Origin of the sequence: Stenotrophomonas maltophilia group sp. Smal32, from assembly GCF_030237085.1 — a bacterium.
GTDB lineage: Bacteria > Pseudomonadota > Gammaproteobacteria > Xanthomonadales > Xanthomonadaceae > Stenotrophomonas > Stenotrophomonas maltophilia_Q.
On the sequence record NZ_JASJSI010000093.1, the window covers coordinates 1 to 16626 of the forward strand.

The 16626-nt window shown below is 67.5% G+C and carries 10 protein-coding genes and 1 pseudogene; 6 read left to right on the forward strand and 5 right to left on the reverse strand.

Annotated features, from left to right (window positions below):
* Nucleotides 1–295 precede the first annotated feature (295 nt).
* The gene (locus QRO91_RS17765) at nt 296–1216 is read right to left on the reverse strand and encodes a LysR family transcriptional regulator (RefSeq protein WP_100443621.1); all 921 of its coding nucleotides are present in this window, start codon (nt 1214–1216) and stop codon (nt 296–298) included.
* 140 nt (nt 1217–1356) lie between these two features.
* Here QRO91_RS17765 and QRO91_RS17770 point away from each other — a divergent pair, with 140 nt between their 5' ends.
* Complete coding sequence (locus tag QRO91_RS17770; protein ID WP_049428172.1) at nt 1357–2058, forward strand: pirin family protein; 702 nt, start codon at nt 1357–1359, stop codon at nt 2056–2058.
* A gap of 112 nt (nt 2059–2170) precedes the next feature.
* On the opposite strand, the pseudogene QRO91_RS17775 reads toward QRO91_RS17770, so the two are convergent.
* A pseudogene (locus QRO91_RS17775) lies at nt 2171–4376 on the reverse strand (TonB-dependent siderophore receptor).
* A gap of 144 nt (nt 4377–4520) precedes the next feature.
* Entirely contained in the window at nt 4521–5216 is a 696-nt protein-coding gene (locus QRO91_RS17780) for an alpha/beta hydrolase (protein WP_049428171.1), read from the reverse strand.
* 184 nt (nt 5217–5400) lie between these two features.
* Between QRO91_RS17780 and QRO91_RS17785 the strand changes: the two genes are divergently transcribed.
* A complete protein-coding gene (locus tag QRO91_RS17785) occupies nt 5401–6540 on the forward strand; it encodes an MFS transporter (RefSeq protein WP_049428188.1) in 1140 nt (379 codons plus the stop codon).
* Nucleotides 6541–6634: 94 nt separating this feature from the next.
* Here QRO91_RS17785 and QRO91_RS17790 read toward each other — a convergent pair whose 3' ends face one another.
* Nucleotides 6635–7753 (reverse strand): alpha/beta hydrolase, encoded by a 1119-nt coding sequence (locus QRO91_RS17790; RefSeq protein ID WP_197650840.1) that lies wholly within the window; start codon nt 7751–7753, stop codon nt 6635–6637.
* Nucleotides 7754–7936: 183 nt separating this feature from the next.
* Here QRO91_RS17790 and QRO91_RS17795 point away from each other — a divergent pair, with 183 nt between their 5' ends.
* Nucleotides 7937–9283 carry a cytochrome c gene (locus tag QRO91_RS17795; protein WP_049428167.1) on the forward strand — a complete coding sequence of 449 codons (1347 nt, stop codon included), beginning with the start codon at nt 7937–7939 and terminating at the stop codon, nt 9281–9283.
* Complete coding sequence (locus QRO91_RS17800; protein WP_197650841.1) at nt 9280–10206, forward strand: c-type cytochrome; 927 nt, start codon at nt 9280–9282, stop codon at nt 10204–10206. The genes QRO91_RS17795 and QRO91_RS17800 overlap by 4 nt, the downstream gene beginning before the upstream one ends.
* Nucleotides 10207–10218: 12 nt before the next feature.
* Here the strand turns inward: QRO91_RS17800 and QRO91_RS17805 are convergent, their stop codons facing one another.
* Complete coding sequence (locus QRO91_RS17805; RefSeq protein ID WP_238378627.1) at nt 10219–11838, reverse strand: OmpA family protein; 1620 nt, start codon at nt 11836–11838, stop codon at nt 10219–10221.
* Between the two features lie 60 nt (nt 11839–11898).
* On the opposite strand from QRO91_RS17805, the gene QRO91_RS17810 reads away from it, so the two are divergent.
* Together QRO91_RS17810 and QRO91_RS17815 are read left to right on the forward strand one after the other, a co-directional pair.
* Entirely contained in the window at nt 11899–14277 is a 2379-nt protein-coding gene (locus tag QRO91_RS17810) for a TonB-dependent receptor (protein WP_049428162.1), read from the forward strand.
* 8 nt (nt 14278–14285) lie between these two features.
* Complete coding sequence (locus tag QRO91_RS17815) at nt 14286–16394, forward strand: phosphocholine-specific phospholipase C (protein ID WP_049428159.1); 2109 nt, start codon at nt 14286–14288, stop codon at nt 16392–16394.
* Nucleotides 16395–16626 lie beyond the last annotated feature (232 nt).

Here is a 16626-nt window from a genome sequence, read left to right on the forward strand (position 1 = left end):
CGCCCGCCGAGGAGGTCATATGTAGACGGCCCCCGCCACCCCCCCCCCCCCCCCGCCCCACCCCCGCCCGTCCGGGACTAGTGCCGGTGCGGGGGGGGGGGGGGGGGGGGGGGGGGGGGGCGCCCCCCCCCCCCCCCCCCCCCCCCCCGCGGGGGGGGGGGCCCCCCCCCCCCCCCCCCCCCCCCCCACCCCGCCATCCCTCAGGAAACCAGCTGTTGCTGTTGCTGTTGCTGTTGCTTTTGCTTCGGCCATAGCTGTTGCTTCGGCGGGTGCAGGGCGCAGCCCTGCCAAACCCCTACCCCCTGGCCATTGCCTGCCACCACTGCGACAGCAGCTCCGGCCTGCGCAGGCGCTCGCGCCACCAGCGCAACGCGGCGCCGTCCTCACCGGTGCGCCAGGCCAGCCAGAAGGTTTCTTCCGGCTTGTGCTCCTCCACCTCACGGATCACCAGCTGGCCGCGCGCGACCGCGGCGCGCGCGCACGGCTCGGGCAGGAAACCGAAGCCCACGCCTTCGCACTGCAGTTTCAGCTTGCTGGCCATGTCGGGCACCGTCAGCATCTCCTGCCCCATCAACAGGCCCACCGTGCGCGGCAGCAGCCGTCGCGCCGAATCGGAGACGGCGATCGCGCAGTGCTCGACCAGCTGCTCGCGACCCAGCACACCCGGCACTGCAGCCAACGGATGATCGGGCGCGACCGCGAACACGAACTCCACCGTGCCCAGCGGCTCGACCACGTAACCACCCCCACTGGGGCCCTCGCCCGGTGCACCGACCAGCAGGTCGGCCCGGCGGTCCAGCAGGGCCTCCCAGGTGCCGGACAGCGCCTCGCCGATCAGCCGCAACCGGGTCGGTGCCTCGGCCTCACGAAACGCGGCGATGTCCGGGCCGAGCAGCCAGGTCGGAAACACCGAGTCCACCGCCAGGGTCAGCTCGGTCTCCCAGCCCGACGCCACCCGGCGCACCCGCAGTTCCAGCTCGCGTGCGGCGCGCAGCAGATGCCGCCCTTCATCCAGCAGCGCGCGGCCGGCCTCGGTCGGCTCGGCGCGCGGGCCGACCCGGTCGAACAGCTGAACGCCCAGGTCCTCCTCCAGCTTGGCCACGGTGTAGGAGATGGTCGAGGGCACCTTGTGCAGGGCCTTGCCGGCGCCGGCAAACGAGCCGCGGCGGTCGATGGCGTCCAGGATCTGCAGGGCATCGAGGCTGAGCTTGAGCATTCGAATTTTTCGATGATGGCTGTCAAAACTATCCGTTTTTCAAACCCTGGGCGCAAGCGGATACTTCTCTCCAACGGGGAAACACAGCGGCTACCGACCCACCCCGCCCCATCGAAACCATCGAACAAGGAGATTCCATCATGCTGCAGATCCGCAAGAGCGCTACCCGTGGCCTGGCCGAGCATGGCTGGCTGTCCTCGCGCCATACCTTCTCCTTTGCCAACTACTACGACCCCCGCTACGTCAGCTTCGGCCCGCTGCGGGTGATCAACGAAGACAAGGTGATCGGCGGACAGGGCTTCGGCACCCACGGCCACAGCAACATGGAGATCATCTCCTACGTGCTGGGCGGTGCGCTGGAACACAAGGACTCGATGGGCACCGGTTCGGTGCTGCGCTACGGCGACGTGCAGCGCATGAGCGCCGGCAGCGGCGTCACCCACAGCGAGTTCAACCACTCGGCCGACGAGACCGTTCACTTCCTGCAGATCTGGATCTTCCCGGATGCGGAGAACATCGCGCCGTCCTACGAGGAGACCCACTTCACGCCGGACAGCAAGCGCGGCCAGCTGCGCCTGATCGCTTCGCCGGACGGTGCCGACGGTTCGCTGCGCATCCACCAGGATGCCCGCATCTTCGCCACCATTCTCGATGGCGGCCAGAAGCTGCACCACGCTCTCGGCAACGGTCGTGGCGCGTACGTGCAGGTGGCGCGTGGCCAGCTGCAGGTGAACGGCATCACCCTGGAAGCCGGTGATGCGCTGCAGGTCAGCGACGAAGCGCAGCTGACCCTGGAGAACGGCAACGACGCCGAAGTGCTGGTGTTCGACCTGCCGCTGTAACGACAGCGCCCGCGATGCCATCACGCATCGCGGGCGTCTTTGTAGAGCCGAGCCCATGCTCGGCTGCGGTTGGCAGCCAGCCGAGCGTGGGCTCGGCTCTACAGGACCGGTGTCAGAACCTGTAATTCAAGCTCAACCGCACATTGCGCGGCTCGCCCCAGGTATAGGTGCTGTACCAGCTGAAGATCGTGTAATACCGCTTGTCCAGCAGGTTGTTGACGTTGAGCGTGGCCGACAGGCGATCGTTGAATTCATAGCGCGCCATCGCATCGAGCAGCCAGTACGGCTGGGTGCGATGCACGACCTGCGCACCGGTGGCCGGGTTGCTGATCTCGCCGAACGTGGAATCCTGCCAGCGCGCGCCACCGCCCAGCGTCAGGCCCTTCCAGTCGCCACGCAGGCGATAGCTGGTGTGCAGGCTGAACTGGTTTTCCGGCTCCAGCGTGGTGACCTTGGCACCGGCCTGGCGGGCGATCTTGTGCGAGAAGCCACCCTGCACCTGCCAGCCCTCGGCCAGCTGGCCCGACATCTCAAGCTCGTAGCCCTTGGTACGCACGCCCATCAGGGCGCGATAGGCATCCTGCCCGTCCGGTGTCTTGCCGCCGGTGGGCTGGGCGAAGTTGTCCTGGTCGAGCTGGAACAGCGCCGCACTGGCGTTGAAGCGCCCATCGAGGAACTCGGCCTTCAGGCCCACCTCATGGCTGCGGCCTTCCAGCGGATCCAGCGCCTTGCCCTGCTCGTCGCGTTCGCTGTGCGGCTTGAAGATGGTGCTGTAACTGGCATACACCGAGTAGTGCTCGCCAAGGTCATAGACCACACCGGCATATGGCACGAACACGCCGGTCTCGTGCGTGCCCGGCGAGCGGTAGCTGGCCAGGCGGCTACCCACGATCACCTTCAGTGGATCGGCCACGTCGAAACGACCGACCACATAGACGCCATTCTCGCGCGTCACTTCATTGTTGTCGTAGCTGCGCTGCCATTGCGGCTCCGCAATGTCGCCCTGCCATGCGCGGTAATCGGACACCTCGGTCGGATAGCCGGGCTGCGGCGCGTAACCGGTATTGGTCCAGCGCTTGCGCGAGGCGCTGCCACCGACCACCAGCTCATGCTCGCGGCCGAACAGGCCGAAATGACCGCTCAGGTAGAAGTCGGCCGCGTTGCTGACAGTCTTGCCAACGTACTTGCCCAGCCACAACGACACGCCTTCGCCGGTGACCGGATCGGGATTGCCACCGGCCGCACCCGCCAGCGCCGCGTCATAGCCGTTGACCTGGTGGTTGAGCTGCAGCTTGGCCACCCAGTCGTTGGCGAAGGTGTGCTCGAGCGTGGCAAAGCCGGTGCGAACATACTGGCGCCAGCCACTCCAGCGGGTGCCGTTGTTGAACGAACGCGGCATGTCATTGAAGTTGCCGGCACTGTCCAGCAGCGGAATGCCGCCCCAGGTCGAACCCTTCGGGTCGCTGTCCATCGCATCGCCACCCACGGTCAGCAGCGTGCGCTCGCCCAGATCGGCTTCCAGCACCGCGTAGCCGACCTTGCTGGTGCGCTGGTAGTAATCGAGATTGGAATGCTTGTCCTGCCAGGCGCCCACTGCACGACCGCGCACGCGTCCATCGGCGGTCAACGGGCCGCCGACATCGATCTCGGCACGGTAGTCATCCCAGCGCCCCACACCCAGCGTCGCGCTGCCGGCGAAGTCCTTGCCCGGCTTCTTGCGCACCAGGTTGATGGTCGCGCCGGGATCTCCCATGCCGGTCAACAGACCGGTGGCGCCCTTGAGCACCTCGATGCGGTCATAGATGGCGGTATCACTGAGCGTGTTGCCCGCCGAGTAGGCCGAGTCACGCGACATCGGGATGCCGTCGTACTGGAAGTTCTGCACGGCGAAGCCACGTGCGTAGTACTCGGTGCGCTCGCTGTCGTAGGTGACGATGCTGATGCCAGGGGTCACCCGCATCACGTCATCGATGCCGTGCAGGCCGAAGTCATCCATCTCGGCACGGGTGATCACGCTGATGGTCTGCGGAGTCTGCCGCGGCGTCAGCACCAGGCGGGTGGCGGTGGCGATGGTGCCCGGCGTATAGGCGCCGCTGCCTTCGGTGATGGTGCCCAGCTGGTTGGCCGTGACCTGCACCGTCTGCAGGGTCTGCGAGGCGGGTGCCTGGCGATCCTTGTCCGGTTCGGTCGCGGACTGCGCGGCAGCCATTGCGCTTGCTGCCCAACAATGCAATCAGAAGGCTCTGCGCGAGCACCTGCGGCAGCAGGCGGCGACGCGGCAATGAGGACGGAAGACGGACAACGGGCACGTACAGCACGACAGGACCTCCACGATCGGGTGGGATCCTCTGGCGGCGGCTGGAGGCAGGATGGGAACGCGGCCGGACAGCCGCAGGCGCAGGAGTGTACTCCCCTGCGCCCCGGCTGTCGTGCAGCGTGCCGTCGTGCTGTGCTGCTGGGGCTCAACCGCCGATGGCGGCGCAGGCCTCCAGGATCAACGCGGTGACCTCCCTGGGCTTCGATGCCAGCGAGGCATGGCTGGCATCCAGCTCCAGCAGGCGCTTGGGCTGCATCCGTCCGGCCATGGCCTTCTGGTTTTCCGGTGCGATCATGCGGTCATGGCGGGAGAGCTGGTACCAGCTTGGCTTGTGCTTCCATGCAGGGTCGCTCACCGTATCGCCGAAGGTGCTGGCCAGCGGCGCCTTCTGGGTCACCGCCATCACCCGGCCTTCGTCGTCGCTCAGGTCCTGGCAGAAGCTCTCATGGAACTTGTCGGCACGCAGCCACAGGTAGCCGTCGCTGTCCGGGGCGAGGTTCGGCGCCGCTTCCGGAAGATGCTGCTGGGTGATGCCGCCGGGGCTCTCGCCTGCATCGGGAGCAAAGGCGGCGATGTAGACCAGGCCCTTCACATTGGCCTCGTTGCCGGCCTCGCTGATCACTGCGCCGCCGTAGGAGTGGCCGACCAGCAGCACCGGTCCATCGATCTGACGGATCATTTCCCGGGTGCGCCCTGCGTCGTCAGCCAACGATGTGAGTGGCAGTTCCACCGCCTGCACGCGGTCGTGGCCATTGCGATGCAGTTCCAGGATCACCTTGGCCCAATGTGCGGCCCCGCCCCAGAATCCATGGACGAGGAGGATGGTCGGTGTCGTGCTCATGAACAGGTCTCCGGCAGCGGCCGGCGGGATGCCAACCGTGCAGCCACTGTCCGTGCATGGCGTTAATCACTGGTGACGCAATCGGGTCACTGCAATCGTATGCGTCGTCCGATGTCATGCATGGCACTTGCCGAACCCGACTGGAACCGTTTTCATGGCGATTCCCTGGAGCTTCGCGCCGCGCATGACGCCTTCATCCCCACGTGCCCAGCAGCACGCCACCCGTGCTGCCTTCTTCATTCCCGGATTCGCCACCGCTGCATGGGCACCGATGGTGCCTTACGCCAAAGCCAAGGCCGGGCTGTCCGATGCCAGCCTCGGTGCCGTGCTGCTGTGCCTCGGCCTCGGCTCGCTGCTGGCGATGCCGCTGGCGGGCGCATTGACGGGGCGGCTGGGCTGCCGCCGGGTAATGGTGATCACCTGCGCGATGATGCTGTGCGCCCTGCCCCTGCTGGTACTGGCACCGACGCCACTGGCACTGGGGGCGGCACTGTTCGTGTTCGGTGCAGGCGTCGGCGCCTTGGACTGCGCGATGAACATGCAGGCAGTGGCCGTCGAACGCGACGCCGGGCGGCCGATGATGTCGGGCTTCCATGCCTTCTACAGCATCGGCGGCTTCGTCGGCGCCGGCTGCATGACCGGCCTGCTGGTGCTTGGAACACCGTTGTGGATGGCCGCGCTGGCTTCGGTGACGGCACTGCTGCTGGTGGCGGCGCTCTCGGCGCCGCACTGGCGCCCGCAACGGATCCTGCATGAGGGGCCGTTGCTGGCGTTGCCGCATGGCGTGGTGCTGTTCATCGGCGTGCTGGCCTTCGTGGTGTTCCTCGGCGAAGGCTCGATGCTGGACTGGAGCGCGGTGTTCCTGGCCGAAGTGCGACAGGTGCCGCGCGACCAGGCCGGGGCTGGCTTTGCGGTGTTCACCCTGGCAATGACCGCGATGCGTTTGTTCGGCGATGGCATCGTCGAGCGCCTCGGCCGTACCCGCACGATCGTCATCGGCGGCATCACCGCAGCGGCCGGTTTCAGCCTGGCCACGCTGGTGCCGTCGTTCCCGGTGGCACTGGCCGGCTACGTGCTGGTCGGGCTGGGCTGCGCCAACATCGTGCCGGCGCTGTTCTCGATGGCCGGCCAGCAACGGGTGATGCCGGAGAGCATCGCCATCACCGCGGTCACCACGCTGGGGTACGCCGGCATCCTCGCCGGCCCGGCAGCCATTGGTGCGCTGGCTCACGCCACCAGCCTCGGCTTCGCCTTCCTGTGCGTGGCCGCCCTGCTGCTCGGCGTAGCCGCCTCCGCCCGCGCACTGGCACAACGCCTGCCCTGACACAAAAAGGGGACGGAGGGAATTAAGTCGTTTCCAACGCAGGTGTGCGGGAAACGACTTAATTCCCTCCGTCCCCTTTTCATCCGTCCCCTTTTCAGGTGTGGGTGAGCCACTCGGCCTGGGCTGGCAGCTGCGGGGCCGGACAGGCGCTCTTCGGGTGGTGCTCGTCGCGCGCCATCCAGTCGTCGACCACGCCGGCCAGCAGGTCCAGCCGCAGCGGCAGGGTGATGTGGTCCTCGCCGCGCATCTCGATGTAGTGCGCGCGCGGGTTGGCCAGGGCCAACTCGCGGCCCTGGCTGACCGGAATGTGCTGGTCGCCCTGCCCGTGCAGCAACAGCACGCAGGCGCGGGTATCGGCCAGCGCGCGGGCCACGTCCACACGGTCCAGATCGACGTCGATGCGGCGGCTGGCGGCGGCGATCACCTGGTTGATGTCCTGGCCGCCATAGCGCCAGCGCGCGTAGGAGGCCACCGCCTGCGCCTTCAGGCCTTCCGGCTGCAGCCCCATCAGGTGCGGAATCATCGTGCGGATGGCCACGCCGGCGTTGGCGAACGATTCCATCGCCACCACGCCTTCCACCTGGTCCCCCAGCTTGTCGGCGGTGAACACCGCCGTGGCCGCGCCATACGACACGCCGAACAGATACAGCGGGCCGGTCACTTCGCCGCGTGCACGCAGTTCGCTGATCACATCGACCACATCGTCCGATTCGTAGGTGCCATAGCCGGACGGCCCCGCACCGGACTCGCCATGATTGCGCAGGTCGAGCGTGACCACGCGGTAGCCGGATTCGGCCAGCTGCAGCGACCACGGCAACATCGAATCACCGTTCATCATCCAGCCGTGCAGCAGCACCACCGTGCCGCGCGGCGCCTGCGCACGGAACGGCTGCGGTACCGCAAGGCTCAGCCCGGTGTCCAGCGGCAGGCCGTTCTCGTGGCGCTGCGGCAGGTAGCGGTAGCGCGCGCCGTAATCACCCGGGTCGAACACGCGCCAGAAGATCGGCACGCCATCGCGACCCGGTGCGAAGCCATGGCGGTTGGGCAGTTCGGCAATGGCCGCGGCGATGCGCGGGCGATCGAGCAGGGTCGACACGCCACCCGGCGCGATCAGCCGATCGGCGAGCGAGGTGGACGACGCGTTGATCGAGGAAGAGCATGCAGCCAGCCACAGGCCGGCGCACGCCAGCAACAACAGCAGCAGGCGCTTCATGGGCAATCGAGGAAAAGGTGCGACAGCGTGGCAGGTTAGCGACGCGGGCGCAGGCCATCTATCGCGCATGGATGACGGCTTGATGACAACGCAGGAACGATTCAGCTTGGTGTACAAGCTGTATCCGTTCAGTCATTGATCCGGATCAATGAACGCGCGCGAGGGAATCTCCACAGTGCCACCATGCGCACCTCGCTCAAGCTCGCCATTGCCTTGGCCGCCTCGCTGGCCGCCGCCTACGGCATCGCCCGCACCACGCCCTACTGGTTTGCGCCGCGGCAGACGGCGCAGGTCGATATCCACGACCCGACGCTGATCGCGCAGGGCCAGTACCTGTCGCGCGCCGCCGATTGCGCGGCCTGCCATACCGCACCGGGCGGCAAGCCGTTCGCCGGTGGCCTCGGCATGCAGACGCCGATGGGCACGATCTACTCGACCAACATCACGCCCGATCCGCAGACCGGCATCGGTGCCTACGATTACGCCGACTTCGAACGCGCGGTGCGCCGTGGCATCCGCCACGATGGCCAGCCGTTGTATCCAGCCATGCCGTACGCCTCGTATGTGATCGCCAGCGATGCCGAGGTCAAGGCGCTGTACGCCTACTTCATGGGCTCGGTGCAGCCGGTGAAACAGGACAACGCCGACAGCACCATCCCTTGGCCGGCCAACATGCGCTGGCCATTGGCCTGGTGGCAGCTGCTGTTCGCGCGCCCACGCAGCTTCAGCCCGGATCCGAAGCTGGATGCCGGCCAGCAGCGCGGCGCTGAACTGGTTGAAGGCCTGGCCCATTGCGGTGCCTGCCATACGCCACGCGGCCTGGCCTTCCAGGAAAAGGCCATGGCCGACGATGGCAGCCGCCAGTTCCTGTCCGGCTCGGTGCTGGAAGGCTGGTATGCGAAGAACCTGCGCAATGAATCGACCGGCCTGGCCAGCTGGAACGAAGGCGAGATCGTCGACTTCCTGCGCACCGGCCGCACCGATCGTTCGGCGGCTTTCGGCGGCATGGCCGATGTGGTGGAGCACAGCACGCAGTACCTGTCCGACGCTGACCTGCTGGCGATGGCACGCTACCTCAAGCAGCTGCCCGCCCGCGAAGGGCGTAGCGCGCAGTGGTCGCCCGGCACCGATACGACCACCGCCGCACTGCGCAGCGGCGACTACCGCGTGGCCGGTTCGCTCGCCTACGCCGAGCACTGCCAGGCCTGCCATCGCGCCGACGGCCGCGGCATGCCGCGCGTCTATCCAGCCCTGGCCGGCAACTCGATCGTGTTCGCTGACGATCCCAGTTCGCTGGTGCAGGTGACCCTGATCGGCGGCCGCACGCCGCATACGCCGCATGACCGCATGGCCTTCACCATGCCCGGCTTCGAGCAGCTGCCGAACGCGCAGCTGGCACAGATCCTGACCTTCATCCGCAGCAGCTGGGGCAACCAGGCCGGCGCGGTGAGCGAGGTCGACGTGGCGCGGATGCGCCGGGTGGTGCGCGACAAGCCGGTGCACTACGTTCCGCAGGAGGCCGCACGATGAAGCGTTCGCGCAGACGTTCCCGCCTGCTGATCGGCAGCGCGATCACCCTGGTGCTGCTGGCCGCTGCTGGCACCCTTGCCTATCGCCACCTGTACCCGGACCTGGATGCCGCCGTGACCAGCACGATCGATATCCTCGACGCGCAGGGCAAGGTGGTCGGCCACTACCACGCGCCCAGCGCCGAAGAGATCGCCGGGCTGGGCAATGCCGAATCGGTGATGCTCGGTCGCCGCCTCCTCAACGAAACCGCGCGGCTGCTGCCGGACAACGTCGGCAACGATCTGAACTGCAATTCGTGCCACATGGCCGAAGGCAAGCGACCGTTCGGCAACCACTACTTCAACACCGGCGGTGGTGCCTATCCGCGTTACATGCCTCGCCCGGGCAAGGTGATCGGGCTGGCCGAGCGCATCAATGGCTGCCTGCAGCGTTCGATGAACGGCAAGCCGCTGCCGAAGGACGCGCCGCAGATGCGCGCGATGCTCGACTACATGGCGTGGCTGAGCAGTCCTGTACCAGACGGTGCAAAGGTCGCCGCGCCAAGCGAAGGACCGATCGACAGCACGCTGACCCCGGACCCGAACCGTGGCCAGGCGCTGTACGCCGTGCAGTGCGCGGCGTGTCATGGCGACAACGGCGAAGGCCGGCGCGACGCCAGCGGTGACACCGCCTTCCCGCCGCTGTGGGGCGACCACAGCTTCAACATCGGCGCCGGCATGGCGCGCCTCTACAAGGCCGCCGGTTTCGTCAAGCACAACATGCCACCGGCAGTGACCCGCGAGCCCCCGCTCGGGCAGCAGGTGATGCCCGACCAGGATGCGGTGGACATCGCCAGCTACTTCATCAACCAGCCGCGTCCGGACTTCGCCAACAAGGCCAAGGACTGGCCGCGCGACCCGAAACCCAAGGACGCGCGGTACTGAGCACGCCGCGGGTCAGCGCTTGACCAGCTCGACCCGGCGGTTGCGCGCCTTGCCGTCCTCGCTGCCGTTGTCGGCCAACGGTTTGTCGGCGCCGAATCCGGCTGCCTGCAGGCGGTCGGGCGCGATGCCCTGGGCGGTGAGCGCGGCCACCACCGACGTCGCACGGTCCTGCGACAGGGTGCGGTTGTGTGCTGCGGCACCGCTGTTGTCGGTGTGGCCTTCAATCGAGAGCTTCAACGAAGGATCGCCACGCAGAAGGTCCAGCACCTGCGCCAGCTGCGGTTCGGAGGTTGGCAGGATCTGTGCCTTGTCAGTGGCAAAGTTGACCTGGATCGCCACCCGGCCATCACTGTCGAGCTTCTTCTTCAGCGCATCGGCCGGCAGCAGCGCCGCTGTCTGGGCGAATCCCTTGCGCTCGGCAACCACCCAGCCGGCACTGAGGTATTCCAGCCGCGCGTGCACCCACACCTGGCGGCCGTCGGCCAGGTCCACGCGGTAGACCACGCTGTCGTAGTTGTTCCAGTTGTAGCTTGCGGATTCGCTGTAGGCCGACTGCACCTGCTTCGAAACGCCCTCGGCGGCCTCGAGCGGAATACGGCCCTCGAACACCTTGGTGCCCTTTGCCTGCTCCATCATCGCTTCGAGGTTGCGGCGTACTTCATGCATCGAGTACTCACGCTCGCCCTTGTCGAAGTCGGCAGCGAAGATGCGGCCCTCGACCTGCTCGAAATGATCGCCGGTCCAGAACGGGAAGGCATCGAAGTCACGCTGTTTGGCCTTGTTGCGGTCGCGATAGCCGGCGGGCAGCGACAGGTGCGGGAAGGTCTCCAGCCACTGTGCGGTGGCCTTGAATGGCACTTCATCCACCACCACCAGGCCGGCGCCGTTGCTGTCCACTTCCAGCTGCACCCAGACGTTGCGGTTAGCCTGGCGCAGTACGTAGACCGTGGTCGGCGCATCCTGTTCACCGTTCACCGCATCGATGAATCCGCCACCGATCTCGCCTTCCAGCTGCGGGCCGTAGTAGATGTCGCGCAGCAGCGTGCCTTCGAATACCTTGCGGCCACCGGCGGCGGTGATCACGCCATCGAAATTGCGCTGCACTTCAAGTGCAGAGAACGTTTTGTCGGGAGCGCCCTGGGAGTCTGCAACGATGCGTGCCGACCAGCTCGGCCCCTCCACCCAGTGCACGCCGTCGCCCATGCGGAACGGGAAGCGTGCCCAGGCGCGTGGGTGCGGGGCGTTCTGTGGCGCGTAGCCCTGCGGCAGGCTGAAGAACGGCAGCTCGCCCAGCACGGCGTCACTCAATGGCACGCTGGCGATATCGAACGGCACCTGCGGTACTGGTTTGCCATCGCGATCGGTCAGGCCCGCGCCCTCGGCAGGTGCCGAAGATCCCGCTGGCGTGACGGCCGGCACCGCGGTCTCGCCCGCCGTCGGTGGCGCCGCCCGCGCCACCTGTTCGTCTGGCGGCGTGCGGTTGCACCCCGCCAGCAGCACCAGGGCCGCACCCCTCAGCCAGATCTTCGATCGCATCTGCATCGCCACCACCTCAGGTCCATTGAAGCGCCGAGCATACCCGAAGGTCGTGACCGGCCCCACAGTGCCATCGTAGTTGCGCGGCCACGTCATGCCGATGTCATTGGCGCTGCCGACACTCCGGGGCTTCCCTCTGCTGAAGGTCCGGTTTCGATGCGAACGATTGCGCGCTTTCCCCGTGTTTCGCTGCTTGCCCTGCTGATCGCCCCTGCACTGGACGCCCTGGCCGAAGCACCGCAGGGCGACGCGGCCGAGGCGCGCAGCACGGATGCCCGTACCCTGGACCAGGTGCAGGTGATCGGCCAGGCCACCAGCTACGCCAAGACCTCGGTACGCGCGGAAACGCTGAACCGGCAGACGGTGATGAGCAGCGTCAACGATGCGCTCAACGAAGTACCCGGCGTGGTGGTCAGCGAGGCCGATGCCACCGGCTCGTCGGTGTGGGGCACGCAGATCAGCATGCGTGGCTTCGTCACCAACCGCGATACGCAGCAGATCGGCACCACCATCGACGGCCTGCCCAACGGCGGTTCGGGCTACGGCGGCGGCTCGCTGGCCAACCGCTACATCGACACCCTCGACCTGGAGACGGTGGAAGTCAGCCAGGGCACCGCCGACATCTCCTCACGCTCGAACGAGGCGCTGGGCGGCACGCTCAACTTCCTCACCAGCGACCCGCTGCAGGACAGCCGCCTGCGCTTCGTGGTCGGCGCCGGTGACAACGATGCGCGCAAGTACTACGTGCGCTACGACACCGGCCTGCTCGGCGGCCACAGCCGCGCCTGGGTCAGCGCCTCCTCGTCGAAGGTGCACGACTGGATCGACGGCACCGGGCACGCCAGCAACGACCACATCGCCGGCAAGTTCATCACCGAACTGGACCGTTGGACGCTGACCGGCTACCTGTCCTACAACGATGCCGACGAACCGGAGTACACCAGCGTTTCGCCGAAGGGCTTCGCCACCAACCCGGAGCGCGACAACCTGGTCGGCACCCTCACCGGCATCCCGTACCTGGACCAGAACTACCGCTCCGGTTCGCGTGCGCTGCGCGAGAACACCTTCGGCTACCTGCGCGCGGCGTTCGATGGCGGCAATGGATTCAAGGCCTCGATGGCCGCCTACGGGCACCGGATGCAGGGCCGTGGCGACTGGCTGCCACCTTACCTGGCACAGGTCAGCGATGACGGTGCCGGCCGCCCCGAATCGGAGTACATCGGTGGAAAGACCGTGTACGGCGGCAGCAACCGTGGCCAGATCTTCTTCGTCAATCCCGACGGCAGCGCCGCACAGCGCCTGGCCAGCTGCACCCCACGGCTGGGCTTCAGCGCCGAATATGATCCGAACTGCTACGCCGGCAACGTGCTGGGCGCGCAGTCGTATCGCCATACCCACTACGACAACGACCGCATGGGCGTGACCGCCGACGTCGAGTGGCGACAGACCTTCGGCGCGGTCGACAACACGATCCGTGGCGGCCTGTGGGTGGAGAAGCTGGACCGTTCGGCGCGCCGCGACTGGCATCGCCTTCTCAATGTCGGCCAGAGCATCGACTTCGACCACCAGCCGTACTGGGTGCAGTTCGAAGACAAGTACAAGGTTGACGAGCAGATGTACTACATCGAGGACGTGGCCCGCTTCGGTCCGTTCAGCGCGCGCCTGGGCGTGAAGCAGTTCTTCGTCGACCAGTCGCGCCGACGCGTGATCGGTGCCAGCGAGCACGTCACCTCCGATTCCAAGTCCGATCCGCTGCTCTCCACCGGCTTCACCTGGGCGCCGGGCGTGGAAGGCATGGAGCTGTTCGCCGGCTTCTCGCAGAACTTCGCCGCGATTCCGTCCGGCGTGCTTGGCGAGACCGACCCGCAGCGCTTCCGCAACGTCGAGCCCGAAACCGCCGACAACATCGAAGTAGGCATGCGCATCAGCCGCTGGCCGCTGACCGCCTCGGTCACGCTGTACAACATCAAGTTCGACAACCGCATCGTCTACCTGCCAGCAGGCTTCGTCAGCGGCATCGACTACCTGGGCGAGACCGACGGCGTCTATGAGAACTTCGGTGGCGTGGAAAGCAACGGCCTGGAAGCGGCGTTCGGCTATGGTTGGGACAATGGCTGGCGGATCAACGCGGCCTACACCTACAACCGCTCCAAATACCTGGGCAGTGGCAATGCCGCCCGCGATACCCAGCTGGGCATCGTCGACGGCGCCAAGGTGATCGGCCAGCCGGAGAACACCCTGGTGCTGTCGGCCGACTGGCAGGGCGCCAACTGGAACGTCGGCCTCTCCGGCCGCTACCTGGGCACGCGCTACCTCGATGCCGCCAACGTCAACAAGCTGCCGTCGGCCACGGTGTTCAACGCCAACATCGGCTTCGACCTGCAGGGCCTGTCGCCGCGCCTGAAGGGCATGGGTGCCAACCTGGTGGTGAGCAACCTCACCGATAAGCGGTATCTTGCAGGGGTGGACGGCCGCGACAACGCCTTCATCGGCGCTCCGCGCACCGTCGGCATCTCCTTCCGCGTGGACCTGTGAGTGAGCCCGTGACCGATATCGGCCGACGCCGGTTGTTGCAGGCCGGCGTTGCCGCCGGCCTTTCTCCGCTGCTGCCCAGCATCGCCCGGGCCGCAGCGATCGCCCCTGCCGCGCAGACGCGCAGCCTGGAAGACCTGCAGCACATCGTGGTGTTCATGCAGGAGAACCGTTCGTTCGACCACTACTTCGGCACGCTGCCAGGCGTACGTGGCTTCGGTGATCGGTTCGTCGCCCCGGCCGCCGCGCTGCAAGCAGGTGGCCGCACCCGCAGCCTGTGGCTGCAGCCCGATGCCAGCGGCGAGCGAGCGATCGCGCCGTTCCCGCTGGATACCGCCGCGCACTTCGGCTACATGCGCGTGGAAGGCACGCCGCATACCTGGCCCGATGCGCAGCGCGCCTGGGACCACGGCCGCATGGGGCAATGGCCGAAGGCCAAGCAGAACCACTCGATGGGCTACTTCCAGCGCAGCGACCTGCCGTTCCAGTTCGCGCTGGCCGATGCCTTCACGATCTGCGATGCGTACCACTGCGCCATGCAGGCCGGCACCAACCCGAACCGGGTGTTCCTGTGGACCGGCCACAACGATGCAGAGGCCCGTGCCGGTGGCCCGGTGATCGCCAACTCGCATGACAACTTCCCCGAACACGGCGGGCATCCGGCGTCGTACCGCTGGACCAGCTATGTCGAGCGCCTGCAGAACGCCGGCGTGTCCTGGCAGATCTACCAGGACATGGCCGACAACTTCACCGACAACCCGCTGGCCGGCTTCGAGGCGTTCCGTCGTGCCTACAGCGCGGCACCCGGGCATGATCCGCAGCTGCGCGCACGCGCTGTCAGCACCCGTGGCCTGCCACAGCTGCGCCAGGACGTACTCGACGGGCGCCTGCCGCAGGTCAGCTTCATCATCGCCGATGCCGCCGGCAGCGAACATCCCGGTCCGTCCAGCCCGGCCCAGGGCGCGGCTTATACGGCGCGCGTGCTGGATGCGCTGACCGCCGATCCGGAAGTGTGGAGCCGCACCGCCCTGCTGCTGATGTTCGACGAGAACGACGGATTCTTCGACCACATGCCGCCACCGGCCCCTCCCTCACCGGTGAACGGTGGATGGGCAGGTGCCTCGTCGGTCAGTACCGAGGGCGAGTATCACCGTCATCCCGCACCGGGCGACGAGAAGTACGATGCCGCCGAACTGCGGGGGCGCCCGTATGGTCTCGGTCCGCGTGTGCCGCTGTACGTGATTTCGCCGTGGAGCCGCGGCGGCTGGGTCGATTCGCAGGTGTACGACCACACCTCGGTCATACGCCTGATCGAACGTCGCTTCGGCGTGGCCGCACCGGACATCTCGCCTTGGCGCCGTGCGGTCTGCGGGGATCTGAGCAACGCGTTCGACTTCGCCCAGCGTGATACCCGTCCGTTCGTGCGCGGCCTGCCCGATGTCAGCGCGGTGGCGGCACGTGCGGCGGCCCTGCCGCGGCGTACCGTGCCGGCGCTGCCCGAGGGACTGAAACCGGCGAAACAGGAAAGCGGTGTACGACCGGCGCGTGCCCTGCCCTACCGGCCGCAGGCATCGATCGCTGCGGTCGACGCTGCGGGCGTGGAGCTGACGTTGTCCTGCGAAGGCGCAGCGGCTGTGCTGCATGTCTACGACCGGCTCCGGCTGGATGCGGTGCCACGCCGCTACACGCTGCTGCCCGGTACGCCGCTGCGCGAGCGCTGGCCGCTGGACGCCCAGGGCCGCTATGACCTGTGGTTGCTCGGCCCGAACGGCTTCCACCGCCACTTCAAGGGCAGCGCCAAGGCATCCGCGGTCCAGGCCACGGTCGAGCGTGCGGATGGTCAGCTGCGGCTGCGCCTGCGCAACCTGGGTGACAGCACGCAGCAGGTGCGCGTGCAGGCAGGTGCCTATGCCGGGCACATGCCCGAGCAGGCGCTGGCGGTGCCGGCGCATGCCGAGACCACGGTGGCCTGGGAAGCAGCGTCCACCGCAGGCTGGTACGACCTTCAGCTCAGCGCGGGTGAAAGCGTGCTGCGCCTGGCCGGCCGCGCAGAGGATGGACGCCCCGGCACCAGCGACCCGGCGATGGGCAGCGAGCCATTGCGGTTCGAGCACGATTGAAGGATCTCTGTAGAGCCGAGCCCCCCCCCCGGTCGCGTTTGCGGGTGGGGTGGCTCTGGTTGCGCCAAATGGGGGGGGGGGGGGGGGGGGGGGGGGGGGGGGTGGGGGGGGGGGGGGGGGGGGGGGGGGGGGGGGGCGGGTTCGGGGGGTGGTGGGGTGTTAATGAAGTCCCCGGGGCCCCGCCGGAGCCCCATTTGCTGTGGGGGCGGTGGGGTGTTAAGTTAGGGGGGGG